The sequence below is a fragment of the Actinokineospora pegani genome (assembly GCF_009745975.1).
Taxonomy (GTDB): Bacteria; Actinomycetota; Actinomycetes; order Mycobacteriales; family Pseudonocardiaceae; genus Actinokineospora; species Actinokineospora pegani.
On sequence record NZ_WHOL01000074.1, the window covers coordinates 93,589 to 118,051 of the forward strand.

Genomic DNA, 24,463 nt, shown 5'->3' on the forward strand with positions numbered 1-24,463 from the left:
GAGGTGAATCATGATCGGTTTCCCCCGCACCGCCGTCCGCAGGCACCGCGCCTTGGCCACCGCCGCCGCCATCGAACGCCTCGTCGACGACCGCGTAGCCGCCGTGCACGGCCTGCCGGAGGAGTCCCGCGGCAGGCACGCCGACCACCTCGCCGAGCTGGTCTTCCTGGCCGAGGCGTACCGCGCCTTCGGCAAGGGCTGGCTGGGCAAGCGCGAACTCGACCGCCGCGCCGCCGCCGCCAGCCGCAGGCTGAACGCCCTGCGCGTACCGATGCCGACCGGCGCACCCCTCACCGATCGGGACTAACCACTCACCGTTGACCCATTCGGGTTAGATCCGGGCCGATTCCGTTGCGCGAGTCGGTCCGGTTCGCGTTAAACGGCCGTTCTGCGTCGCTGAGCGCGACACTCCCCAGGGGGTGTGGATAACTGGGGGTAGTTATCCACAGGTGTGGACAGGTCAAGGGTGGAAGTGGCGGTGTAGCAGGGTGAATCGTCCTCGCAATGCCTGTGGACAACTCCTGGGGACAACTACGGGTTGTAGCCCTAGATGTTGTGGTCTGACCTACCGGTTGAGGGGTTTGTCGGCCATCGCCTCGGCGATGACGTCGATCGTCCCGGGGTCGGTGATCGGGCTCAGGCCGGGGAGCAGGTGGCGCTCCACCACCTCGATCACGACCGTGTCGCTGTTGGTGAGGGTGTTGGCGACCGTCTCCGGGTCCTTGCGGAGGGTCTCGAGGTGGGTGATCGAGAGGTCGGTGAAGGTGGCCGACAGGTAGGGGCAGGCGAAGATGGTGAAGGAGTCGGCGAGCATGGCGACCTCGTTGTTGACCGTGCCTCGGACCGGGTCGCTGCTGAAGCGCAGCGTCTCGTTGAAGTCCGCGTCGTCGCGGTTGGTGCGGTCGCGGTCGCCGTCGGGGGCCAGGCCGTACTGCATGGCCCGGTTCTCGCTCTTCTTGAACAGCAGCTTGGGCAGGTCGGCGTCGCCGGTCCACTGCGGGCCGAGGGTGGTCTTCCAGCTCCGGTCGACCCCGGGGACGATCTCGTTGGCCAGCGCGCGGGTCAGCAGCAGGCCGCCGGAGAAGGTCCAGTGCGAGTCCTGCGGGAACCACAGTTGCCGGTCGGTGCGCGCGCGTTCGACGTCGATGGCTGGGCGCAGGTCGAGGATGCCCAGATCGCGGGTGGCGCGCTGCCAGAACGCGCGGTCGCCCTGCTCGGCGCACTCGCGTCCGGCGAACTGGTCGGGCAGGTTCTCGGGCATGGCCGTGGTCTTGTCCGGCACGACGGTGAGCACGAACTTGCGCCCGGATTCCTCGACCGCCTTGCGCAGCCGGTTCACGTTGCCGACGACCTCGTCGAGGGTCTGGTTGGGCACGCACTTGGCCGCTACGTCCAAGCCGTAGTACAGCCAGCCGTCCTTGCCCTCGATCACCCGCGGGTAGCCGTCGGGCGCGCGGTCGTTCTCGCTGATGCTCGGCCTGCCGCCGGGGGCGGGAGCGGGTCCGGAGCCCGGGCCGACGCCGACGGTGCCGCCGCGCCCGCCCAGGCTCGGCGCCTCGCCAAACAGGCCGCGGCTGAGCCCGTCCTCCGCGGCGATCGCCTGGTCGCGGTAGGGCAGGTTGTCCGACGCCCACTGCTGCAGACCGGTGAGCAGGCCCCAGCCCTCGCTGACGGCGGGCAGGTCGGTCAGCGGCCGGTTCTCCAACTCCGGGGGGCGCACGCCCAGCGTCGTCGACAGCAGTGGGAAACCGAAGAACACCGCCGCGCAGACCAGGGCCAGCAACTGCTTGCCGTGGCGGGGCCGGTAGAGGCTGTGCTCGCGGGGCAGCCACGCCTCGTGCACCGGGGGGAGAGCGGCGCCGCCGTCGCCCTTTTCCCTGCCGGGAGCCACTTCCGGTTCCGCTGCCACGCGAGCACTCTAGACGGCGCTCTCCGCCAGATGCTGTGGATCAGAGTTGTCCACAGGACTTATCCACACTGTGCACAAGTGTTCGAATAACTTTGCGTCACGTAGGGAGGGTGGCGTGATCGCCGGGTGTGACCGCGCGGGTCAGACCTTGATCTTGCCGGAGGCCACGTCGTCGGCGTAGCCGGAGTAGGCGTAGACGTACTTGCCGTCCCGCAGGACGTACATCGGGTCGGAGACCTCGTCGGAGTAGCCCTCCTTGCGCAGGTCGACCTTGCGGGACTTGAACGTCGAGGTCTGCTCGACCTCGTTGATCACCCGGATGAACAGCGGCACCGCGTAGCCGGGCAGCCGCTTGCCCAGGTGTGTGGCCATCGCGGCGCCGTCGAAGTGCACGCCCTGGTGCAGTTTGATCGCGGCCATGCCCGCCTTGCCGTCGGTGCCGGGGACCTCGACGCCGTAGACGACGGCCTGTTCGACGCCCTCGTGTTCGCCGATCGCGCCCTCGACCTCGGTGGTGGCCACGTTCTCGCCCTTCCAGCGGAAGGTGTCGCCGAGCCGGTCGACGAACGCGACGTGCTTGAAGCCCTGGTTGCGGACCAGGTCGCCGGTGTCGAACCAGCAGTCGCCGTCCTTGAAGCCGTCGCGGACCAGCTTCCGCTCGGTGGCGTCGGCGTCGGTGTAGCCGTCGAACGGGGCGCGGCTGGTGACCTTGGTGATCAGCAGCCCGACCTCGCCGGACTTGACCTTGCGCAGCCTGCCGTCGTCGTGCCGCTTGGCCTTGCCGGTGTCGGAGTCGTAGTCGACGACCGCGTAGGGCAGCGGGCACATCCCGGCCGTGCGGTCGATGTTGAGCGCGTTGATGAAGGCCAGGTTGCACTCGGAGGCGCCGTAGAACTCCGCGATGCGCCGGATGCCGAAGCGCTCCTGGAACTCGTCCCAGATCTCCGGGCGCAGGCCGTTGCCGACCACGACGCGCACCTTGTGCTGGCGCTCCGCCTCGCGCACCGGCTGGTTGAGCAGGTAGCGGCACAGCTCGCCGATGTAGCAGAACGCCGTCGACCTGGTCCGGATCACGTCGTCCCAGAAGCGGGACGCGGAGAACGACTTGCCCAGCGCCAGCGTCGCGCCCGCGGAGAGCACCGACGACAGCGAGACCGTGAGCGCGTTGTTGTGGTAGAGCGGCAGGCAGCAGTAGAGCGTGTCGTCGGACGAGAGCCGCACGCCCATCGCGCCGATGCCGGTCATCGACTTCAGCCAGCGGAAGTGCGACATCGCGCTGGCCTTGGGCAGGCCGGTGGTGCCCGAGGTGAAGATGTAGAACGCGGTGCTCCCGGCCATGATCCGCTCGGTGCCGCGCGGGTTTCGGTCGGTGCTCGCGCCCTCGGCCAGCGACTCCAGTTCGAGCACGTTGCGCGTCTCGACGCCCTCCAGGGCGTGCTTGTGCTCCTCGCCGACCACCAGCACGGCGCTGTCGAGCAGCCGGACGCTGTGGTCGAGCACGTCGCCGCGCTGGTTGGTGTTGATCATCCCGGCGGCCGCGCCGAGCTTGACCGCGGCCAGCGCCGCGAGCAGCGTCTCCGGTTTGTTGCCCGCCAGGATGCCGACGGTGCGGCCGGGGTGCACGCCGTTGGCCTCCAGCACCGAGGCGTACCGGTTGACGATCTTGTTGGCCTCGCCGTAGCTGATCTCGGTGTCCTCGAACCGCAGGAACGGGCGGTTGGGGTGCTTGCCGGCGATGCGCTGGAAGATGTGGCCGATCGACTCGCGGGTCACCGGGCGCATGGTCAGCAGGCCGACCGCGCCCGCGGCCATCTTGGGCGCGTCGAACGCCATCGGCGGCAGAGCGCGCAGGAAGTCGGTGAACGAGACCCGCCGGGCCGCCTGCTGCTCCGTTGCTGCCATACTGAGATGCTACTCAGAGGTAGATAGGCAAAGCTAGGGGAACTGCGCTTGACCAGCGGTTCTGTTACCTCCCGGCGAGGCTGAACCGCATCCCGGTGAGTTCCTCGCTCACGTCCCACAACCGCTTCGCCAGCTCCCGGTCCCGGGCGGCCTCCAGCGGGTAGACCAGCTTGGGGTGGCCCTTGGCCTCGCGCCTGCCGTCCGGGCCGAACATCTGGCCGGACTCCACGCCCGGGTGCGCGGCGGCGTAGAGCTGCGGCAGCGCGCCCATCGCCGCCTCCTGCGCCATGAACCTGGTGGTGACCTTCATGGCCAGCTTCACCACCCCGGTCGGGCCCGTGGACTGCAGGTTCGTGGCGGAGTAGCCCGGGTGCGCCAGCACGCTGGCCACACCGGAGCCGTTGGACTTGAGCCGCCGGTGCAGCTCGAGCGCGAACACGACGTTGGCCAGCTTGGACTGGGCGTAGAACTTCGCCCGGTCGTAGTTCTGCTGGCCGTCGAGGTCGTGGAAGTAGATCCGGCCGCGGCGGTGCAGCAGCGAGCTGACGGTGACCACGCGCGGGCCCGTGCCCTGCTTGAGCACGTCGATCAGCATCGCCGTCAGCACGAACGGGCCCAGGTGGTTGACGCCGAACTGCAGCTCGAAGCCCTGCTTGGTCAGCTCGTGCTGCGGCATCATGACGCCCGCGTTGTTCACCAGCACGTCAGCCCGCTCGACCGACTCGGCGAAGTCGGCGACGCTGTCCAGGTCGGCCAGGTCCAGCACCCTGGTCTCCACGTCGGCCCGCGGCTGCTCCGCGGTGATCGCCTCGACCGCCGCCTCGCCCTTGGCCGCGTCGCGTGCGGTGAGGATCACGTGCGCGCCCTTGCGGGCCAGCTCGCGGCAGGTCTCGAAGCCCAGGCCGCTGTTGCCGCCGGTCACGATGAAGGTCCGCCCGACCAGGTCGGGCAGGTCCGCGGCGGTCCACGCGCCTGGTGCGGTGGCCGGAGCGCCGTCGGGTTCACTGCTCATGGGCACAGCATGGCGCAAGACCCGCGCGCGCGTGGGGCGTGGACCGGGAATCACCGCGCGTCTGGTTCGCACAGGTCGCGGCGGCCTACTGTCAGCGGGGTGGAGTTACGTCACCTGGGCGGATCGGGACTCGTGGTGAGTGCCGTCGGCCTGGGCTGCAACAACCTGGGCAGGCCCGGCACCGCCGCCGAGTCGCTGGGCGGCTCGCGGGAGCTGGTCAGTGCCGCCCTCGACGCCGGGATCACCCTGTTCGACGTCGCCGACGTGTACGGCGCCCCCCGCGGGCGCAGCGAGGAACTGCTGGGCCACGCCCTCGCCGGGCGCCGCGACCAGGCGGTCATCGCCACCAAGTTCGGCCTGGACATGAACGGCGCGAACGGCCCCGACTTCGGCGCCAGGGGCTCCCGCCGCTACGTCCGCCGCGCCGCCGAGCAGTCCCTGCGCCGCCTCGGCACCGACTGGATCGACCTCTACCAGCTCCACCGCCCCGACCCCGGCACCCCGCTGGCGGAAACCCTCGGCGCCCTCGACGACCTGGTCCGCGACGGCCTGGTCCGCTACACCGGCGTCTGCAACCTCCCCGCCTGGCAACTGGCCGACGCGGTCTGGACCGCCCGCACCGACCGCAAGGACCGGCCGGTCGCCGCCCAGCACCACTACTCGCTGCTCGAACGCGAGGTCGAACGCGAGACCATCCCCGCCGCCACCAACTTCAACGTCAGCGTCCTGCCCTACTTCCCCCTGGCCAACGGCCTCCTGACCGGCAAGTACTCCCAGGGCGGCGCCGCCCCGGCGGGCAGCCGCCTCGCCTCCCGCCCCCGCCTGCTGGCCGACGCCCCCTGGGCGCGCATCGAGCAACTCCGGGTCTTCGCCGACGAGCGGGACATCTCCATGGCCACCCTCTCCATCGGCTGGCTCACTTCCCGCCCGGCCGTGGGCTCGGTCATCGCGGGCGCCACCACGCCCGACCAGGTCGAGGAGAACGCCGGAGCCGCCGCCTGGCACCCGACGCCGGAGGACCTGGCCGTGATCGATGACATCTGCCCACCCGGCCGCCGCTAGGTCCAGTCGCCTCAGTTGGTGAGCGTGTTCGAGGGGTGTTTGCCGATGTACCCGACGAACACCTTCCCCGTACCGCGGACGTCGTTGTGGAAGTACAGCCTGGGGCTGATCGTGCGGAACTTGGCGAGCTTGAAATGCGCCTCCATGAAGATCACGCCACCGGCGCAGACGTCTGTCGGCACCGGGAAGGTGCGCTCTCCCCGGAACTTGTCGTTCGAGCGCGTCTGCTTGCTCTCGTGGTCGGCGTACTTGGTCACCGGCCAGCTATGCCCACCTGGGGGAATGTTCTCGAGGTACGCGCGGACGTTGCCCTCGAAGGCGCCTGTGGCGATTGCGGTGGCGTACTCGTTGAGGACGTTCATCGCGTCCCACGCCTTACCCGCCCACGCCCCCGTCTCGTCGTGCCGGGACAGCTCCTGCAGCGTGTCCGGGTTCCCGGTGAAATCGACGCAGGCCAGATCGTCGAGGTGCGGGATCAGCTCCAGCAGGTCGCTCGGTCGGAACTCGGTGGTGTCATGGTCGTCGGGCCCCACCTGGCCCGCGGGCCAGTTGATGCTGAGCAGTTTGCGCAGCCTGCGGACCTCTGCCTCTGCGGCGGCTCGTCCCTCCTCGGCGTCGAGGTAGTCGAGTTGGGTGTCCAGGAGTTGCTCACGCAGTTCGGCGTTGCCGCTCGTGAGCGAGCCGACCTCATCCTCGTAACCGGCGAGCCGTGCGCTCAGTGCGGCGCGATTCGCCTGCGCGCCTCGTCCCAGGTCGGCAAGCTGGCCGAGTTCGAGCACCCGGCTCGCTGTCGGCTCACCGCCACCGAGCACCTCGGACAGCGCCGCCAGCACGGGGTCGACGATGACCGGGGGGACGGTGGCGATCTCGACCTCGACGCGCTCCGCCGGACGGCTGACCGGTTCCAGCAGATCGAGGTTGATCTGGTGGTCGAAGACCCGGTCGATCCTCGACGCGACGGACGGCAGCGGGGTGTCGAGCGCGGACCGGCGTGCGCGCTGGCCGAGCATCCGGGTGATGCGGCGCACCGGGTCGTTGATGATGCGGTCCCGACCGAGCACCTTGTGCCTGCGCCCGTCTTCCGGGTCGTCCGGGACGACGCCGGGCTGAAATGTGCGCAACGTCCACGGGTCGACCCGGTGCGTGGGCCCGATCGCGTTGTTGAAGACATCGGTCGCGGTCGGGTCGAGTACGTAGCAAGCAGCCAGGCCCACGCTCTGCGCGACCGCTCCCCGCACCCACGCCAACCACTGGTCGAATGGCAAGTTCGCGTCCGAGCCCGCGACAAACAACAGCCCGCGCCTGGTCTCGCTGCACACCGATTCGACCAACTCGCGGACGTCCTCGCGGCGCGAGATCGGTTCGGCCGCGCCTTGTCGGACACCATCGGACTTGGCGTCGAAGACTTCGAGCAGCATCGACGCCAGCCCGGGCGCCTTCGCCACGATGTCGTCCGGACCGTCGAGGTCGAGCCACAACCAGGGTTTGCGCTTGTCGTTCCCCGGGATGTCGATGGTGAGCCGGGTGGTCCACCGGCCCTTGTTGTTGTCCTCGGCAATGATCGCTCGCCATGATCGCGACCCGTCGGGCCGTTGCGAGACGGCCAACGACCCGGTCGCTCTGGCTCCGAGGTCGACCGTCCGTCCGAGCCGCAGCGCGTCCGCAGCCAACCGCTTGCGCCGCAGCCACGAGTGCAGTTGCTCCTCGGCTTTCTTCTCTACCATCCCGCGGTCGTCACTGACCTCGGCGAACAGCCGGTACTGGAGCAAGAGGCCTCCATGCGCTACCTGGTGGGGACAGGAACAAGCCGGTCGAGGATAGTTCGGACTAGGTGTCACCCGATCGCATGATCGTGCTGGCGCGTCGCGCTGTTGGTTGCCCAGTCCGGGCGCGGTGCGCGTTCTGAGTCAAGTCGCTAGTCGAGTGGCCCACACCGCCATCGCCTGTCGCTGAACAACCGTTAACCTGCTCCTGCCAGTTGGACGTGCGAGAGAGGACACCAGGGATGCAGGTCAACGGGGTCGCGGCGATCGTCACCGGTGGGGCCTCCGGGCTCGGTGGGGCCACTGCGGCGGCGCTGGCGGCGAAGGGGGCGTCGGTCTACGCCTTCGATCTGCCGTCGGCCATCGAGGGTGCGCCGAAGGTGGAGGGGGTCACCTACGTCGCCACGGACGTGACCGATCCGGAGCAGGTCCAGGTCGCGGTGGACGAGGCGGCCGGGTCGGCCAGCCCGCTGCGCGTGGTGGTGAACTGCGCGGGGATCGGGCCGTCGGCGCGCATCCTGTCCAGGAAGGGGCCGCACGACCTGGCGCTCTACCGCAAGGTCGTCGAGGTCAACCTGATCGGCTCGTTCAACGTCCTCACGCTGGCCGCCGAGGCGATCGCCAAGACCGAGGCGCTGGAGCACGGCGCGCGCGGGGTCGTCATCAACACCGCGTCCGTCGCCGCCTTCGACGGCCAGGTCGGCCAGGTCGCCTACGCCTCATCCAAGGGCGGCATCGTCGGCCTCACCCTCCCCGCCGCCCGCGACCTGGCGAGCCACGGCATCCGGGTCCTGACCATCGCCCCCGGCATCATCGACACCCCGATGCTGGCCACCGTCAGCGACGAGTTCCGCGCCGCGCTGGCCGAGGGCATCCCGTTCCCGAAGCGCCTGGGGCGCCCGGACGAGTACGCCGCGCTGGCGCTCTCGCTGATCGACCAGGACTACCTGAACGGCGAGGTCGTCCGCCTCGACGGCTCGCTGCGCATGGCCCCGCGCTAGACCGCGCACGGCGGAGGGGCCGCCCGTCAGGGCAGGCCCCTCCGCCGTGTGGTCAGTGCCCCCGGTCGATCCACTCCTGGCGGTGCGGGGCCTCGCCGCCCACCGTCGTCGAGTCGCCGTGGCCGGTGCGGACCTCGGTGTCCGCCGGCAGGGTGAGGATCTTGTCGGTGATCGAGTCGATGATCGTCGGGAAGTCGCTGAACGACCGGCCCGTCGCCCCCGGTCCGCCCTGGAAGAGGGTGTCGCCGGAGAACAGCGTGCGCAGCTCCGGCGCGTGCAGGCAGACCGCGCCCGGCGCGTGGCCCGGGGTGTGCACCACCGTCAGCTCCGTGCCCGCGACGGCGAACCGCTGCCCGTCGGCCAGCGGCCGGTACTCGTTGGCCGGGTAGACCCGTCGCCACAGCTCGTCGTCGGCCGGGTGCAGGTGGATCGGCGCGTCCGCCGCCTGCGACAGTTGCAGCGCCGCGTTGATGTGGTCGTCATGGGCGTGCGTGCACACGATCCCCACCAGGTTCCGGTCGCCGACGGCCCGCAGGATGGCGTTCGCGTCGTGCGCGGCGTCGATGACCAGGACCTCGGAGTCGTCGCCGACCAGCCAGACGTTGTTGTCCACGTCCCAGGTGCCGCCGTCGAGGCTGAACGTGCCGGAGGTGACGACCTTGTCGATGCCGGTCACAGGACCACCACCGAGCGCAGCACGTCCCCGTGGTGCATCTTCGCGAACGCCTGCTCGACCTGGTCCAGCGTGATCGTCTCCGTGACGAACGCGTCGAGGTCGAGCTTGCCCTGCTGGTACAGGTCGACCAGGTACGGGAAGTCGCGCGAGGGCAGGCAGTCGCCGTACCAGCTCGACTTGAGCGAGCCGCCGCGCGAGAACAGGTCGATCAGCGGCATCTCGATCCGCATGTCCGGCGTCGGCACGCCCACCAGCACGACCGTGCCCGCGTGGTCGCGGCCGTAGAACGCCGACTTCCAGGTCTCCGGGCGGCCGACGGCGTCGATCGCCACGTCGGCGCCGAACCCGTCAGTGAGGTCGTAGATCGCCTCGACGGGGTCGGTGTTCTTCGAGTTGATCGTGTGCGTGGCGCCGAACCCCTTGGCCCACTCCAGCTTCCGGTCGTCGACGTCCACGGCGATGATCTTCGTCGCGCCCGCGATGCGCGCGCCCGCGATCGCCGCGTCGCCGACGCCGCCGCAGCCGAACACGGCCACCGAGTCGCCCCGGCCGACCCCGCCGGTGTTGACCGCGGCGCCGATGCCCGCCATGACCCCGCACCCGAGCAGCCCCACGGCCGCGGGCGAGGCGGCCGGGTCGACCTTGGTGCATTGTCCACTATGGACAAGCGTTTTCTCTGCGAACGCCCCGATCCCCAGCGCGGGCGACAGCGGCGTGCCGTCCTCCAGCGTCATCGGCTGGGCGGCGTTGTGGGTGTTGAAGCAGTACCACGGCTTGCCCTTGAGGCAGGCCCGGCAGGACCCGCACACGGCCCGCCAGTTGAGGACCACGAAGTCGCCCGGCTCGACGTCGGTGACGCCCGCGCCGACCGACTCGACCACGCCCGCGGCCTCGTGGCCGAGCAGGAACGGGTACTCGTCGTTGATCCCGCCCTCGCGGTAGTGCAGGTCGGTGTGGCAGACGCCGCACGTCTGCACCCGCACGACCGCCTCCCCGGGCCCGGGGTCCGGCACCACGATCGTCTCGACCGTGACCGGCGCGCCCTTCGCCCGCGCGACGACGCCCTTGACCTGCTGTGCCATGCGCACGCTCCTCATCGAATCCCTGCTTGTGCCCCCAACCGTAGGCGAGGTCACATGCGCGCGCACGCATTCATCCACAGAGTTCAGATGTCGCCCACGAACGGGATCCCGGCCACCTCGTCCGACGACATCCACGCGCGCAGCACGGCCGTGGCCCGCACGTCGTCCTCGTTGTACTCGAGCAGCCGCACGCGCTGCGCCAGGTCGGGCTCGCCGCCGTCCAGCCCGACCGCGTCGCGGTACCAGCGCATGGAGTTCTCCCCGCCCGCCTCCGGGTCGCGCCACTGGAAACCGGCGACCGGCGCGATCGTCTTGAGCCCCTTGCCATGCGAGCACAGGAAGTGGTCGCGGACGCTGCCGAACAGGTCGAACCACTCGTCGGAGGCGATGAACTGCTGCACCTGCCGCCTGGTCGGGATGCCGGGGCGGCCGGTGAAGCGCCGCGCCGAGGCCAGCAGCCACCGGTTCTCGGCCAGCTCGTTGTAGCAGTAGGCGCGGAAGCTGAGCCCGCGCTCGGCCGCCGCCGCGCGCACCGCGCCCAGCCACGACCAGAACTCGGCGAACGAGCGCGCCTCGTCGTCGGTGGGCAGCGGGTCCCAGCTCACGAACGCCCGGTACCCCTGCGCGATCCCGGTGTCGGCACCGCTGAGCAGCGTCCCCCACAGGTAGGCCCCGGCGTCGCCGAAGCTCTCCATGTCGACGTCGAGCTCCACGTCCGCGCGCGGCACCGACACCTCGCGGTGGCGCCGGACCAGGGTCAGGTCGGCCAGCCACGCCTTGGCCAGCCCGACCGCGTCGCCCAGCGGCATGCCCACCAGCGGCGGGTTGTCCCGGTCCTCGGGGTCGATGCCCGCCAGCGCGTCGACGGTCTCCACGCCCGCGGTGCGCAGCAGCGCGGCGTCCTCCCCGCGCACCACCAGGCTGACGTCGCGCTCGGCGACCAACTGCGCGTCGCACACCGGCCACCAAGGGCAGCTCTTGCACTCGACGATCCGCGACGGCCGGGCCAGCGGCTCGCCGCCGGTCGCGGCGGCCTGCGCCACGGCCACCCGGTCGGCGAAGCGCGTCTCGTACTCGGCCAGCGCCGTGCGCGACCCCGGCCAGGTCGGGGCGGTCAGGTCGTGCCAGACGACGGTGTCGCCGTCGAGGCCGATCACCCCGGCGTGCCCGGTGCGCTCGTCGGCGTACCCGGCGGCGCGCAGCAGCGCCCGGGTGTGGGCCAGGCGCAGTTGGTCGCGCGGCTGCGGGCGGACCTTGCGCGCCGGGTCGTTGGCCCCGCCGACGTCGGTGACGCCGAACAGCGGGCTCGTCCGCGCGCCCTGGCCGGGGTCGTGCACCTTGTGCCGGACGACCAGCACCGGCACGTACCCGCCCCGGGTGCGCACCAGCAGGTCGATCGCGCCGCGGCGGCCGTGCTCGGTGTCGCGCGGGAGCTGCGCGCCCCAGATCAGCGGCCTGCCCTCGGCCAGCGCCGCGACCGTGGCCGCCTCCCGCTCGCCGGACCGGCCGGGCGGGACCTCGGTCCAGTCGGCGCCGAAGTGCGCGGACAACCGGTCGGCGACCGCCCTGCGGTGCGCGGCCGCGTCGGCCTTGCGCAGCTCAGCGGTGGGATCGGGGGCGCCGCGCTCGGTGTCGCGCATCCCGGGGTCGTGCTCCAGGTGCACGCGGCGCCTGCACCGGCTCACCACGCCAGCGTCCAGCAGCACCGTCGTCGTCACACCGGCCAGCTTAGTTACCTGCCGCATGTAGTTTCCCGCGCACCGGTCACGCAGCGCAGTTCGCCCGCACTCTGCGCTCAACTGGGTCCTCATGGGGCAGGTCCGCGTGCTGCGCCGAACGGCCGGCGCTAGGTTCACAGCCAACACCGACAGGTCGGGGAGGCACTACGTGGCCAGGAAGAAAGCAGCTCAGGCCGCGCTCGCAGCGCAGGGCCGGTTCACCCCGGCCAACGCGAAGCGGGCGCTGGCGCTGGTCAAGGTGCTGGGTCCGGCGGTGGTGCCCGTGGTGGCGCCGTTCGTGATGCAGGGCGCCGCCGCGGCGCGCGAGCGGCTCGACCGGCGGCGCGCCCGCAGGCTCGGCGTCGCCGTCGACGACCTGGGCCAGTACACCGGCCGGGGCGGGGCGCTGCACGCGCGCATCTCCGGCGCGGCGATCGGCGTCTCGGAGGTGCGGACCAAGGCCGAGACGACCCCGGCCGAGCTCGCCCTCGCCGACGAGTCCGAGGCGACCCTGCGCAAGCTCGCCGCCGCCGTGCGCGCCGCGGAGCGGATGCCCGCGGCCCGGCGCAAGGCCGCGCACCGCGCCGTTTCGCGTGAATTGGACCGCATCGAGGAGCAATTGCTCGCCACCCTGGGTGTCTGGCATAACAATTTCCCGAATGCTGGGCAGGGGGCCTAGACAGCACCCCATACAGTGGTGAGCTATGACCATCCGGGCAGGTGAAAGCACCTACGCGCGCCGCGTCGTACGCGGGGTACTGCTCGGTTTCTCATCCACTGCACTTGCCGTCGCCGCGCACGGAATCGCGGGCGGCGGTGTTCCCGACACCGCGGTCACCATTGTGCTCGCCGCGCTCGTCGGCTGGGCCGGGACGGGTGTCGCCGACCGGCACACCGGGTTCGTCCCGACGCTGCTGCTGCTCGGCGGTGGTCAGGCCACCCTGCACGTGCTGCTCTCCCACGTCGCCGTGGCGCACCCGGGCGAGACCGCGCCCGGCAGCGTGCTGCCCACGCCGCTGATGCTGGCGCTGCACGTGGTCGCGCTGCTCCTCACCGCTCTGCTGCTGACCAGGGCCTCCGCCGCGTTCGCCACCGCGGCCGCGGCGCTGACCGGCCTGGTCCGCGCGATCGCGGTCGTCCTGCCCGTCGCGGAACGCCCTCGCGGGGGACCGGTCGTGGCCCCCGCCCAAGGCACGTTCATGGCCGTCCTCCTGCGGCGCGTGTGCGGCAAGCGCGGTCCACCACTACCCGCCTGAACCGCCGCTGCACCCCGAACGCCCGGTCGCCACGCGGCCAGGCCCCCGAACACGCTCTCCAGGAGAGAACAAACATGTCTCAGCGTCACATCGCGCGTGCGGGCGTCGTGCTCGCCGCTGTGGGCGCGGCTGCCCTGTTCAGCCCCAGCCTCGCATCCGCCCACGTCACCGCGAAGGTCCTCGGCGAGGCCGCGGCCAAGGGCGGCTACACCAAGATCACCTACCGGGTGCCCAACGAGGACGCGACCGCGGGCACCGTCAAGGTGGAGATCAAGCTCCCCGCGGAGCACCCGCTGACCTCGGTCCGGACCAAGCCGATGCCCGGCTGGACCTCCGAGCTGACCAAGGTGAAGCTGGACGAGCCGGTGACTTCGCACGGCGCCGAGATCACCGAGGCCTACAGCACCGTGGTCTGGACCGCCGTCGCCCCGGCCAAGATCGCCCCCGGCCAGTTCGAGGAGTTCGAGCTGTCCGTCGGCGCGCTGCCCGAGGATGTCGATTCGCTGGTCACCCCGGCCATCCAGAGCTACGAGAACGGCAAGGTCGTCGCCTGGGACCAGCCCACCCCCGACGGCGGCGAGGAGCCGGAGCGCCCCGCGCCCGAGATCGCGCTGACCGCGGCCGTCGAGGGCCACGGCCACGGCGCGGCGGCCAACGCCGCGGACGGCCACGACGACCACGCCGCCGCGGCCTCGTCCACCGATGACACCGCCCGCTGGCTCGGCGGCGCGGGCCTGGTCGTCGGCGCGCTCGGCCTGGGCCTCGGCGCGGGCGCCGTGCTGCGCGCGCGCCGGGCCACCGCGGCCGCGAAGGCGGGCGAGTAGCCGATGCGCATCCTCGGTCGAGCCCTGGTCACCGCGCTGGTGGCGCTGTTCGCGCTCGTCGGACTGGCGGGGACGGCGCTGGCCCACAACCAGTTGGTGGGGAGCACCCCCGCGCAGAACGCCACCCTGGAGACCGGTCCGGCCAGCATCGAGCTGACCTTCGACCAGCCGGTCCAGGCGGGCAAGGACCTCAACACCATCGTCGTTGTCGGACCAGACGGCACCAGTCAGTGGCAGGACGGCACGGCGGTCGTGAAGAGCAACGTCGTCTCCGTCCCGCTGCGTGACCTGGGCCCGGCCGGGGTGTACAACGTCGGCTACCGCATCCTCTCGGCCGATGGGCACTCGGTGAGCGGCCAACTGCCGTTCACCCTCACCAAGGCAGGCACGGGCACCCCGTCCGACCAGCCGCTCAACGCCAGCGCCCCGGCGGCCGACGACTCGACCTCAGCGGCGGCCCCCCAGAACGCCAACGACGAGGGCGTGCCGATCTGGGTGTGGATCGTGGGCGCGGTCGTCCTGCTGGGCGGTGGTGTGCTCCTCGCGGCCAAGGTGGGCGGCTCCGAGCAGTGACCCAAACCCGGGCAACCGCCGCCGGGAACCGGTACCACCTGGTCGGGGTCCTCGTCGCCAGCTCGCTCGTCGGCGTCCTCGTCGGCCTGGCGATCACCGCGACGGCCCCCATCCCAGGTCTGCCGCAACCGGCGGCGGTGGTCCGGGTCGGCCTCCCGGCCGTGCGCGTGCTGCTCGACATGGCCGCCGTCGTCACCGTCGGCCTGTGCCTGCTGCCGCTGCTGGTCGGGCTCGACCACCCCAGGTCGGCGGTCCCGCTGCTGCGCGGGGCCCGCCGGATGGCCATGTTCAGCTCGCTGGTCTGGGCGGTCACCGCCCTGGTGGCCCTGGTCATGCAGACCGGCGAGGTCCGCCCGGGCGCGGCGGTCTCGTTCGCCGCGATCACCGAGTACGTGAGCACGGTCGGCGCGGGCAAGGCGCTGGTCTTCGTCGCCGTGTTCGCCCTGCTGTGCTTCGCGCTGTCGGTGTGGTCGCTGCGCTCGGCGGAGGCCATCCCGGCCGAGCTGCGGGCGGCGGTGGCGCTGTTCGCGCTGCTGCCGCTGCCGGTCACCGGGCACGCGAGCAGTTGGCGCTGGCACGACTTCACGATGATCTCGATGGAGCTGCACGTGATGAGCGCCGCCGCGTGGACCGGCGGCCTCGGGGCGGTGGTCGTGGTGCTCGCCGGGAACCGCACCCTGCTCGCGCACACCCTGCCGCGCTTCTCCAAGCTCGCCACGGCGTGCCTTGTGCTGGTCACGATCACCGGCGTGTTCAACGGCTACGTCGAGCTGGTCGTCAGCCCCACGCTGACCCTCGTCGAGGGCGTGTTCACGACCGGCTACGGCGTCCTGCTGCTGCTCAAGACCGGCTGCCTGCTGGCCCTGGGCGCTTTCGGCGCGCACATCCGCTGGCGACTGCTGCCCGCCGTCTCCGCCCACAAGACGACCGCCCTGGTGACCTGGGCGGCCGTCGAGCTGGGCGTGATGGGCCTGGCCTTCGGCCTGGCCACCGTGCTCACGCGCGCCCCGATCAACTGACCGCGTCCTTGAACCAGGAGATCGTGCGGCGCAGGCCCTCGCGCAGCCCCACCCTGGGCTCCCAGCCCAGCAGTTGCCGAGCCCGGGTGATGTCCGGCCTGCGCTGCGTCGGGTCGTCCAGCGGCAGCGGCCGGTGCACGACCGACAGCGCGGTGCCGGTGAACTCGCTGATCGTCTCCGCCAGCTCCAGGACCGTGATCTCCTCGGGGTTGCCGAGGTTGACCGGACCCATCTGGCCCTCGCGGGCGGCCAGGGCCAGGACGCCGCGGACGAGGTCCTCCACGTAGCAGAAGCTGCGGGTCTGCTCACCGGTCCCGTAGACCGTCAGCGGATTGCCGTTGAGCGCCTGGTGCACGAAGTTCGACACGACGCGGCCGTCCGAGGCCCGCAGCCGGGGGCCGTAGGTGTTGAAGATGCGCACGATGCCCGCGTCCAAGCGGCCCAGGCGCACGTGCGCGGCGATCAGCGCCTCGCCGTAGCGCTTGGCCTCGTCGTAGACGCTGCGTGGGCCGATGGGGTTGACGTTGCCCCAGTACTCCTCGGTCTGCGGGTGCACCAGGGGCTCGCCGTAGACCTCGCTGGTGGAGGCCTGGATCAGCCGCGCGCCCTTGGCCTCGGCCAGGGCGATGACGTGCTTGGTGCCCAGCGAGCCGGTCTCCAGCGTCTCCAGCGGCCGCGCCAGGAACAGCGGCGGCGACGCGGAGCTCGCGAAGTTGAGCACCAGGTCCACCGGCCCGTCCACCTGCAACGGCGAGCGGATGTCGCCGTCGATGAACTCGAACGCCGGGTTGTCAGTGTGCGCCTCGACGTTCTCCGCGAAGCCCGACGACAGGTCGTCCACCGCGACCACCCGCCTGCCCCGCTCCAGCAGCGCGTCCACCAGGTGCGACCCGATGAACCCGGCGCCGCCGGTCACCACCACCCGTGCTTCCACCGATTTCTCAGCCATCGGTCTGGGCCACCTCCCAGCTGCGCATCCACGCGTCCCGCCCGGTCCGCGCCGACTCCATCTCGCCCACCCAGGAGACCAGTTCGTCCACCTCGGGCTCCAACACCCCCGACATCAGCCGGGGCACCCGCTCGCGCAGCGCGTCGAACCCGGCGTCCTGGGAGATGTTGGTCAAGCTCAGCATCGACGACGCCGACGTGCGGTAGCGACCCACGACCGTGGGCACGTGCGCGGCGTGGCCGCCCGCCTCGGCCACCCGGCACCAGAGGTCGTAGTCCTCCCAGCCGTGCAGCCGCCGGTCGGTGGTGTAGCCGCCCATCGCCCGCAGCGACTTGCCGCGCACCATCGCCATCGCGTCGATGTAGTTGCCGTAGCGCAGCCGCCACGGCTCCCAGTCCCACAGGCCCATCATGCCCAGCGGCCCCGCCGCGTCGAACCGCTGCAGCGCGCCGTAGGCGAAGGTGGCCTCCGGGTCCTCGTCCAGTGCCCTGACGAGGCGTTCCAGACCGTTGGGCACCACGGAGTTGTCCGCGTCCAGCACGAACACGTACTCGCCGCGGGTGTGCTTGAGCGACTCGTTGCGCGAGCGCGGCAGGCCCCGGTTCACCGGGTGGGTCACCAGCATCGCCGGGACGTGCGGGGAGCGGTCCATCCACGCCACCACCCGATCGCGGGAGTCGTCGGTGGACCCGTCGTTGGTCACGACGATCTCAAGGTCATCGAGGGTGCCGGACGCCACCGACTCCAGCGCCTCGGCCACGTAGTCGCCGTGGTTGTACATCGCCATGATCACCGAGACCCTGGGCGCGGACACCCGGTCCCACGCCCACGTCGTGCGGTCCACGAACGGCTCGGTGACCTGGGCGCGGCCGGTGTTCACCGACCGCCGCAGGTCGAGCATGTCCAGCCGGATTTCGCGCACCGCCTGCTTGATCCCGTCCACCTCGGTGCGCGGCCGCTCCCACGGCGGCACCAGGTTGCGGCTCAGCGGCTCGCGCCTGGTCGGGCCGATCCGCAGCGCCGACCGGTGCCCGTGGCCCTTGCGCACGTCCTCGGCGATCGAGAGCAGCTTCTCGACGCTCGCTGAGAACGGGTGCTCCTTGATCAGCTCGTAGGCGGCCGCGCGCATCGCCTTGAGCCGGTCCGGGTCGTCGAGCACGTCCTCGGCGGCCAGCGACAGCCCGGCCGCGGGCGCGGACAGGAAGTGCGTGCCGCGCTCGAACGGCTCGGTCTGAAGCGAGGTCTCCGACACCAGCACCGCCCCGCAGTGCGCTGCCTCGACCGCCCGCAGCCACTCGAAGTACGGGGTCTCGGCTTGGTGCACGTTGAGCAGCACCCTGCTGGTCGCCAATAGCTGCCGTTTGGCCGCCCCGGTGACGAACGAGGGCCCCTGCGCCCAGTTCGGCGTCGCGTTGTCCGACACGACCAGCTTCGACTCGCGGCTCCACAGCAGCCGCGTCATGCCCGCGATCGCCCGCTCCCGGCGCTCGCTCAGACACCCGAGGAACACCAGGTCGCGCTCGTAGGCCTGCTCCGGGTCGAACACGTCCCAGCTCGGCGTCCAGCCGAACCGCAGGTGCTCGGCCGGGACGTCGTGCTCCCGGTAGACGCGCACCGCGTGCTCGCTGAAGTCCAGCACCGCCGCCAGGTGCCGCGACAGCGCGATGTTGGAGTCGAAGAACGATGAGTTCGGCTGCTCGGCGGTCAGCCCGATCGCACGGCCCGCGAACCGGGGCTCCTCGTACCAGAGGGGGCCCTCCAGCGCGGTGTACTCGTGCGTCGGCAGCAGCAGGAACACGTCGTCCGGCTCCGCCTCGACCTGGCTGCGCACCACGTCGACGCTCGCCCCCAGCCGCCCCGCCTCGTCGGCGATGACGTCGGCCAGCTCGTGGAAGAACGCGTTCTGGAACCGGGACTGGACGATCCGCAGGCGCAGGTCAGCCATGCCGACCGCCCTTGGCCGAGCTGATCGCGTCCGAGACCCTGCGCAGCGGGGCGGTCACCTTCCAACTGGTCGACCCGCGCACCTCGTCGAGCTGGCGGTGCATCACCGCGCTCAACTGCGCCAGCTCGTGGGTCAGCCGGTGGTTGAGCCGGTCGTTGTCCTTGCGGTACTGCTCCAGCAGCGCCGAGACCTCCTCGAGGTGCACGACCCGATCGGCGGCGCGGCGCAGGTCGGCGCGCTCGTGGCGCAGGTCGGCGAGCTGCTCGGTCAGCAGGTTCACCCGCCGCCGCACCTCGGCGTGCTCGGCCAGCACCGACTCGAGCTGCTTCTCCAGGCCTTCGGCGTGCTCGCGGGCGGCCGTGGCGTGCTCCTCGGCGCGCTCCCTGGCCACGCGCTGGGCGTCCTGCTCGTCGCGGGTGCGGTCCAGCGCCGCCTCCAGCTCCGCGATCCGGCCCCGCAACTGCTCCTCGAACGACGGGCCGTCGTCACCGAGCAGCACGGCCGCGTCCGGGTAGGTCGCCGTGCCCGCCGCGCCCGGGGTCGCCCGCGCCGCCTCGATCGCCGAGACCAGCGCGTCGAGCTGCCGCTCGGCGGTGTAGCGCGCGGCCACCGCCCCCCGCCACGCCGCGCGCTGCTCGTCGGTCGGCGCCTGTGCCAGCACGGCGGCCACCGCCTCCACCAGCCCGACCAGGTCGGCGTCGGCCACCTCCACCGTTCCCGGCACCTCGAACAGCTCGGCGCCGCCGCCCGCCGCGTAGCCGACCACCGCGCACCCGGCCGCCAGCGCCTCGGCCACCGGAAGGCCGAAGCCCTCCTGGTGGCCCAGCGCCACGAACACCGACGCGTCGCCCAGGTGCGCGGCGGTGCCCGCCTCGGTCAACCCGTCGACCGACACCAGCTCGACACCGGCGAACCGCTCGTCGGCGCGGAACATCGCCTCCAGCACCGCCGCCTCGCGCGGCCGCTTGCGCGGCATCCACACCACCTTGGGCACCCGCCGCGCCGCCGGGGCGAACAGCTCGAAGTCCAGCGAGTACGGCACCAGCGCCACGTCCGAGCCGTGCACCCGGCGCAGCACCTCGACCGAGGTCGTCGACGACACCCACGTCGACGCGCCGCCCGGCCAACCCGGGTAGCCCTCGGCCGAGGTGTTGTCGAAGGTGTAGAAGTGGTTCTGGTTGTAGACGACCTTGCGGCACCCGGGGGCCGGGTCGTTGCCCGCGATGACCAGCACCTCCGGCACGACCAGGGTGTCCGAGCCGTCGAGCAGCAGGTGCGGGCCGTTGACCACCGGCGCCGTCGTGTCGAACCAGTCGCAGGCGAACCCCTCGGCCAGGTGCCAGACCACCGCGTCGTGCCCCGCTGCGGTCAGCAGCTCCACGTGCCGGTAGATCGCCCTGATCCCCCCGGACGGCTCGTTGTGGTCCGGAGCCAGGTAGACGACCCGGTTGCCCATAGCCCCTCATCCCCTCTTGTGCCGGTCAAGGCCCCTTGGTCGTGTTCTGAGAGTCCGTGTTCGCGATAGCCGTGCCGGATGCGGCCCCTGGCGGCACGGGGCGAAGGCACCGGTACAACCCCGGTACCGGCACCTCCACCCCGCACCGCCAGAAACCACCCCGATCACGACTCTCAGCGAACGAGACTCCCAGAACACGACCTGGGTGCTGTGCGATTACCTTTGCACCACCTGTCCCCGGCTCGTGCAGGAGGTGTCCGGATGACCGTCCTCGTGACCGGTGGCGCCGGCTACATCGGTTCCCACGTCGTCCGCGCGCTGCGCGACGGCGGCCGCGACGTCGTCGTCGCGGACACGCTGCGCACCGGCTCCCGCGCCGCAGTTCCCGCTGACGTCCCCCTGCACGAGGTCGATGTGCTCGACCGCGCCGGGCTCACCGCCTTGGCCCGCGAGCACGGCGTCACGGCGTGCGTGCACCTGGCCGGGCTGAAGAACCCCGGCGAGTCGATGACCGACCCCGGGCTCTACTTCGAGACCAACACGTCAGGCACGCTCTCGCTGCTGCGGGCGTGCGTGGCCGCGGGCGTCGAGCACTTCGTCTTCTCGTCCAGCTGCTCGGTCTACGGGGTCGCCGAGACCCTCCCGATCACCGAGGACAGCCCGCTGCTGCCGATCAGCCCCTACGGCCACAGCAAGCTCGCCGCCGAACGGGTCGTCGAGGCCTTCGGCGCCGCGCACGGCCTCCGCTGGGCCTCGCTGCGCTACTTCAACGCCGCAGGGGCCAGCGCCGACGCCACCCTCGGCGAGGACTGGGGCCCCACCCGCAACCTCATCCCGCTGCTGGCCAAGGCCACCCTCGGTCTGCGCGAACCCGTCCTGATCTTTGGCAAGGACTACGACACACCAGACGGCACCGCCGTGCGCGACTACACCCACGTCGTCGACCTCGCCGAGGCCCACGTTCGCGCGCTCGACCACCTCGTCGGCGGCGGCGCGAACACCGCGCTCAACCTCGGGACCGGCGCGGGCACGTCGGTCCTCGAGGTCGTGCGCGGCCTGGAGACCGCCGCCGGGCGCGCCGTGCCGGTCGAGTTCGCCGACCGCCGCCCCGGCGACCCGCCCGTGGTCTGGGCCGACCCGGCCCGCGCCGAGCAGGTCCTCGGCTGGAAAGCAGCACGCGGCCTCGAGGACATCCTCGAGACCGCGTGGCGCTGGCACAGCCGCCGGGCTACTTCTTCGGGTAGTTCTGCGTGACGCTGCCGAGCACCTCGGTCAGGCCGCTGTCGACGTCCGCCCGGGTCTTGCCGCGCACCTCGACGCGCACGACGTAGTCCCCGGAGGCGTAGAAGACGCGCGCGTCGACCGGGACGTCCGGCACGTCGGTCGCGTTCTCCAGCACCATCCCGTCGAGCGACTCCGGCGCATCGAACTCGGTGAAGGTGAACGTCTTCTGCACATCGAGCAGCTTGGTCGCGGTCTCCGCCGCCGAACCGCTCTTGTTGCACTCGAAGACGTGGACGAACGTGTACCAGGTCTGCCGGTAGAGCATCTCGGTCTGCCCCTCGGCCGCTCGGCACGCCTTGAGCTCAGTGGCCTCGTCCGGCGCGAACTGCTGCTTCTCCAGCGCGCCGTCGACGGTGATGTCACCACTGGAGTTCGGGTCCACCTCGCCGTCGACGCCCTCCAGCGGCCGCGGTGGCCCGGACGGGGTCGAACTGGTGGCCGGGGGAGGCGACGACGGGCCAGGAGCGGCCTGCTTCTCCTGATCGTTGAGGCCGAAGAACCAGATCCCCGCGCCGATGAGCGCCACCACCACGACGGCGGCGACGATCACCAGGACCTTCTTGCTGCCGCCCGAGGACTCCTCGAACACCTCCGGGCCCTGCCGGGTCCAGTCGTAGGTGTTCTGCTGGATCGGTGGGAACTCCGCGCCTGCCCACGGCGGCGCCTCGTTCTCGCCGGTGGCCCACGGCGGCTGCTGCTGCGGTTGCTGCTGCTGCTGGCCCAGGTACTGCTGCTGGTTGCCCTGGGTGGGTGGCGGCCGGAAGTGACCGGGCTGCTGCGGCACACCGGGGATGCCACCGGGCACCACTTGCGTCCGCTCCCCGTCACCGGTGCGCGGCGCCTGCGCGGACTGCCACCCGCCGCTGACCACCTGCGTCCGCTCCGCCTGGTCGGCGGGCTTGTCCACCGCCTGACCCGGCACGACCTGAGTGCGGTCGCTGTCGCCGGAGTCCGAGGACTGCGCAGCCGCCTGCGGGTTGGACGGTTGCGGCGGCGAAGCCTGCGGCTGGGACGGCTGTGCTGAAGCCTGGGGCGGAGGCTGATCTGCGCTGATCGGCTGGATCAGCTGGGTCGTCTCGGTCGGGGCCTGCGTCGGCGCGCTCTGCTGCAGCGGGCTCGGCGAGGCCGCGTCGGCGAGCAGCTTGTTGCGCCGCGTGCGGTACTCGTCGGCGCTGATTTGCCCGGTCGCGAGCTCCTGGTCGAGCTTGCGCTGTTCTTCCTGCCAGGACAACCCTGGCCCCCTTCCCTGTTCCGGATTAGTGGGGACGTGCGCGGTCACGGCTCGCCCCTGACCCCGAACGGGGACATTGTGCACGCCCCGCCACCCGATAGGGGCAGGAAGGGTCATGCCCGCCCCGATTGTTGTCGAGGCGGTCACGAAGCCGTAGCCCGCCCTCAGCTCGGCGGGAGCGCCCCCAGCACCCGGTCGGCCATCTCGGCGAACGTGGCGGCGTTGTTCTCGTCGACGTCCTTGCCCAACTCCGAGCTGTCCATCACGACGGTGAACCCGTTCGTTCGGTAGACGCCCCGCCGGAACACCCCGTCGTCGGTGGCGATCCGGTACACCCCGACCCCGTCCGCCAGCCCACTGTCCCGCACCGGCGCCAACCCCAGCTCCGCCTGGTGGTCGCGCAGCACGTCCTCCCGGTCCCCGGGCACGACGAAGACGGACACGGTCACCCCGACCTCGGTCGTCCCCCGGAACCCGACCTCGGTCACCCCAGCCTCTCGCAACACGTCCACGGTCGGCTGCGGCAGCAGTTGCTCCTCCACCAGCCCGTCCAGCGGCATCGTCACCGGGATGTTCCGCTCCCGCCCCGGCAGCCCCGGCAGCTTCGCCACCGCGTCCTCGAGCGAGGCCGGAGCCGCTGCCTGCTGCCCCCCGGGCGGCGTCGGGGAGTCGTCGCCCTGGAAGGCGAACCACCACACCCCACCCGCGGCCAGCAGCAACGCCACGATCAACACGGCCAACACCGGCACCCGGGAACGAGCAGGCCGAGTCACCGTGAAGATGTCGTCCTCCTCAACCGCCTCCGGCCGCCCCGGAGGCACCCAACCCACCTCACCCGGCGACCCGCCCGCGATCCGCGAGATCGACTCCCGCCCCACGACCTGCGTCGGGTCACCGGCATTGGTCACCACCTGGGTGACCTCGGCCGAGTCATCGACCGAGTGCCGCCCGGAGTGGTTGCTCAGGTCACCCTTGTCAGCGGGGCTCTGCGTCGCCCGCGTACTCGCCGCAGTCGCATTCGGAACAGCCCCCTTGCCGTCAGCGGGCTGCCCCGCGACCACGATGCCCGGAGGCTTCGCCGAAGCTTCCCGAGCTGCCATGTCGCCAGCACCCTGGTTTCCGGCCCCCGTGCCCTGACCAGCCTGGCCCCCGGCACTCTTGGCATCGCCAGTCTTGCTTCCGATGCCTTGACCAGCTCGATCTCCGGCCCCCTGGCCCTCACCGGCCTTGCCGTCTCCCGTGCCGGCTCCGGTGTCCTGGCTCTGACCAGCCTCATCTCCGGCGCTCTTGGCGTCGCCAGTCTCACCCACGACGCCATCGCCTGCCTTGCCGCCGGCACCCTGGCCCTCGCTGGCCTTGCCCTCGGCGTCAGCCTTGCCTTCGACGCCCTTGCCCTCGGCAGCCCCGCTGTCAGCCCCCTTGCCGTCGACAGCCTCGACCCCAGCGGCCTCACCCTTGCCCGAGGACCCCTCGTCTGCAGACCCCGCAACACCCTCATTCAGCAAAGCGCCACCCTGACCTGCCGCAGCTCCCAAAGCCGCGTCGATCTTCCTCGTTCCCCCCTGCTGCGCGGTGCCCTCCAACGCCGCACCAACCCCCTGATCCTTGTCCACGTCCTGCCCCTGCTCACCCGGTTCAGTGCGGTGCGCCCCGCCACCCGTCTGCGGCCCGCCTACCTGCGGCACTCCGGGTTGGGGCCCGCCTGCCGGACCGCCCTGCGGACCACTCTGGGAACCGGCCTGCGGCCCACCTGCCTGCTGCGCCCCGTGCTGTGGCCCGGACTGGGGCCCGCCCGCCGGAC

At 71.5% G+C, this 24,463-nt stretch carries 22 protein-coding genes; 10 read left to right on the forward strand and 12 right to left on the reverse strand.

Annotated elements, in window-relative coordinates; translation table 11 throughout:
• The first annotated feature begins 10 nt into the window (after nucleotides 1-10).
• The gene (locus GCL84_RS11565; protein WP_235926158.1) at nucleotides 11-307 is read left to right on the forward strand and encodes a hypothetical protein; all 297 of its coding nucleotides are present in this window, start codon (nucleotides 11-13) and stop codon (nucleotides 305-307) included.
• A gap of 258 nt (nucleotides 308-565) precedes the next feature.
• On the opposite strand, the gene GCL84_RS11570 is transcribed toward GCL84_RS11565, so the two are convergent.
• The 3 genes from GCL84_RS11570 to GCL84_RS11580 form a co-directional block, all read right to left on the reverse strand.
• The gene (locus GCL84_RS11570; RefSeq protein WP_156755431.1) at nucleotides 566-1,909 is read right to left on the reverse strand and encodes an alginate O-acetyltransferase AlgX-related protein; all 1,344 of its coding nucleotides are present in this window, start codon (nucleotides 1,907-1,909) and stop codon (nucleotides 566-568) included.
• A gap of 141 nt (nucleotides 1,910-2,050) precedes the next feature.
• Nucleotides 2,051-3,811 (reverse strand): long-chain-acyl-CoA synthetase, encoded by a 1,761-nt coding sequence (locus tag GCL84_RS11575; RefSeq protein WP_156755432.1) that lies wholly within the window; start codon nucleotides 3,809-3,811, stop codon nucleotides 2,051-2,053.
• Nucleotides 3,812-3,875: 64 nt separating this feature from the next.
• Complete coding sequence (locus GCL84_RS11580; protein ID WP_156755433.1) at nucleotides 3,876-4,823, reverse strand: oxidoreductase; 948 nt, start codon at nucleotides 4,821-4,823, stop codon at nucleotides 3,876-3,878.
• Between the two features lie 99 nt (nucleotides 4,824-4,922).
• Between GCL84_RS11580 and GCL84_RS11585 the strand changes: the two genes are divergently transcribed.
• Nucleotides 4,923-5,885: an aldo/keto reductase gene (locus tag GCL84_RS11585; protein WP_156755434.1), complete on the forward strand. Its 963-nt coding sequence runs from the start codon at nucleotides 4,923-4,925 to the stop codon at nucleotides 5,883-5,885.
• Between the two features lie 11 nt (nucleotides 5,886-5,896).
• Here the strand turns inward: GCL84_RS11585 and GCL84_RS11590 are convergent, their stop codons facing one another.
• A complete protein-coding gene (locus tag GCL84_RS11590) occupies nucleotides 5,897-7,654 on the reverse strand; it encodes a hypothetical protein (RefSeq protein WP_156755435.1) in 1,758 nt (585 codons plus the stop codon).
• 236 nt (nucleotides 7,655-7,890) lie between these two features.
• Here GCL84_RS11590 and GCL84_RS11595 point away from each other — a divergent pair, with 236 nt between their 5' ends.
• On the forward strand, nucleotides 7,891-8,649 hold the full coding sequence (locus GCL84_RS11595) for an SDR family NAD(P)-dependent oxidoreductase (protein ID WP_156755436.1): 759 nt from the start codon (nucleotides 7,891-7,893) through the stop codon (nucleotides 8,647-8,649).
• 52 nt (nucleotides 8,650-8,701) lie between these two features.
• Here the strand turns inward: GCL84_RS11595 and GCL84_RS11600 are convergent, their stop codons facing one another.
• The 3 genes from GCL84_RS11600 to GCL84_RS11610 form a co-directional block, all read right to left on the reverse strand.
• The gene (locus GCL84_RS11600) at nucleotides 8,702-9,325 is read right to left on the reverse strand and encodes an MBL fold metallo-hydrolase (protein WP_156755437.1); all 624 of its coding nucleotides are present in this window, start codon (nucleotides 9,323-9,325) and stop codon (nucleotides 8,702-8,704) included.
• On the reverse strand, nucleotides 9,322-10,407 hold the full coding sequence (locus GCL84_RS11605) for an S-(hydroxymethyl)mycothiol dehydrogenase (protein WP_156755438.1): 1,086 nt from the start codon (nucleotides 10,405-10,407) through the stop codon (nucleotides 9,322-9,324). The genes GCL84_RS11600 and GCL84_RS11605 overlap by 4 nt, the downstream gene beginning before the upstream one ends.
• Nucleotides 10,408-10,490: 83 nt before the next feature.
• A complete protein-coding gene (locus tag GCL84_RS11610) occupies nucleotides 10,491-12,152 on the reverse strand; it encodes a TM0106 family RecB-like putative nuclease (protein ID WP_235926159.1) in 1,662 nt (553 codons plus the stop codon).
• A gap of 142 nt (nucleotides 12,153-12,294) precedes the next feature.
• On the opposite strand from GCL84_RS11610, the gene GCL84_RS11615 reads away from it, so the two are divergent.
• The 5 genes from GCL84_RS11615 to GCL84_RS11635 all read left to right on the forward strand — a co-directional run bounded on the left by GCL84_RS11615 (nucleotide 12,295) and on the right by GCL84_RS11635 (nucleotide 15,797).
• Complete coding sequence (locus GCL84_RS11615) at nucleotides 12,295-12,804, forward strand: DUF6474 family protein (protein ID WP_156755439.1); 510 nt, start codon at nucleotides 12,295-12,297, stop codon at nucleotides 12,802-12,804.
• Nucleotides 12,805-12,829: 25 nt separating this feature from the next.
• Nucleotides 12,830-13,381, forward strand: a complete 552-nt coding sequence (locus GCL84_RS11620) for a hypothetical protein (RefSeq protein ID WP_156755440.1) — start codon at nucleotides 12,830-12,832, stop codon at nucleotides 13,379-13,381.
• Nucleotides 13,382-13,455: 74 nt separating this feature from the next.
• Nucleotides 13,456-14,205: a YcnI family copper-binding membrane protein gene (locus tag GCL84_RS11625; RefSeq protein ID WP_156755441.1), complete on the forward strand. Its 750-nt coding sequence runs from the start codon at nucleotides 13,456-13,458 to the stop codon at nucleotides 14,203-14,205.
• A 3-nt stretch (nucleotides 14,206-14,208) separates the two neighbouring features.
• On the forward strand, nucleotides 14,209-14,778 hold the full coding sequence (locus tag GCL84_RS11630; protein WP_156755442.1) for a copper resistance CopC family protein: 570 nt from the start codon (nucleotides 14,209-14,211) through the stop codon (nucleotides 14,776-14,778).
• On the forward strand, nucleotides 14,775-15,797 hold the full coding sequence (locus GCL84_RS11635) for a copper resistance D family protein (RefSeq protein WP_156755443.1): 1,023 nt from the start codon (nucleotides 14,775-14,777) through the stop codon (nucleotides 15,795-15,797). The genes GCL84_RS11630 and GCL84_RS11635 overlap by 4 nt, the downstream gene beginning before the upstream one ends.
• Here the strand turns inward: GCL84_RS11635 and GCL84_RS11640 are convergent.
• From GCL84_RS11640 to GCL84_RS11650, 3 genes are read right to left on the reverse strand one after another with little or no spacing between them, the layout of a single operon-like run.
• Complete coding sequence (locus GCL84_RS11640) at nucleotides 15,790-16,746, reverse strand: UDP-glucuronic acid decarboxylase family protein (protein WP_197523176.1); 957 nt, start codon at nucleotides 16,744-16,746, stop codon at nucleotides 15,790-15,792. The genes GCL84_RS11635 and GCL84_RS11640 overlap by 8 nt on opposite strands.
• Nucleotides 16,739-18,691, reverse strand: a complete 1,953-nt coding sequence (locus GCL84_RS11645) for a glycosyltransferase (protein ID WP_156755444.1) — start codon at nucleotides 18,689-18,691, stop codon at nucleotides 16,739-16,741. Before GCL84_RS11645 ends, GCL84_RS11640 begins: the two co-directional genes overlap by 8 nt.
• Entirely contained in the window at nucleotides 18,684-20,147 is a 1,464-nt protein-coding gene (locus GCL84_RS11650; protein ID WP_156755445.1) for a glycosyltransferase, read from the reverse strand. Before GCL84_RS11650 ends, GCL84_RS11645 begins: the two co-directional genes overlap by 8 nt.
• Nucleotides 20,148-20,408: 261 nt before the next feature.
• On the opposite strand from GCL84_RS11650, the gene galE reads away from it, so the two are divergent.
• Nucleotides 20,409-21,401 carry a UDP-glucose 4-epimerase GalE gene (gene galE / locus GCL84_RS11655; RefSeq protein ID WP_156755446.1) on the forward strand — a complete coding sequence of 331 codons (993 nt, stop codon included), beginning with the start codon at nucleotides 20,409-20,411 and terminating at the stop codon, nucleotides 21,399-21,401.
• On the opposite strand, the gene GCL84_RS11660 is transcribed toward galE, so the two are convergent.
• Together GCL84_RS11660 and GCL84_RS11665 are read right to left on the reverse strand one after the other, a co-directional pair.
• Nucleotides 21,376-22,662 (reverse strand): hypothetical protein, encoded by a 1,287-nt coding sequence (locus GCL84_RS11660; protein WP_156755447.1) that lies wholly within the window; start codon nucleotides 22,660-22,662, stop codon nucleotides 21,376-21,378. The genes galE and GCL84_RS11660 overlap by 26 nt on opposite strands.
• Nucleotides 22,663-22,826: 164 nt before the next feature.
• On the reverse strand, nucleotides 22,827-23,570 hold the full coding sequence (locus GCL84_RS11665) for a hypothetical protein (protein ID WP_156755448.1): 744 nt from the start codon (nucleotides 23,568-23,570) through the stop codon (nucleotides 22,827-22,829).
• 279 nt (nucleotides 23,571-23,849) lie between these two features.
• Here GCL84_RS11665 and GCL84_RS11670 point away from each other — a divergent pair.
• On the forward strand, nucleotides 23,850-24,463 hold a 614-nt coding region (locus GCL84_RS11670), incomplete at its 3' end, for a hypothetical protein (RefSeq protein ID WP_156755449.1).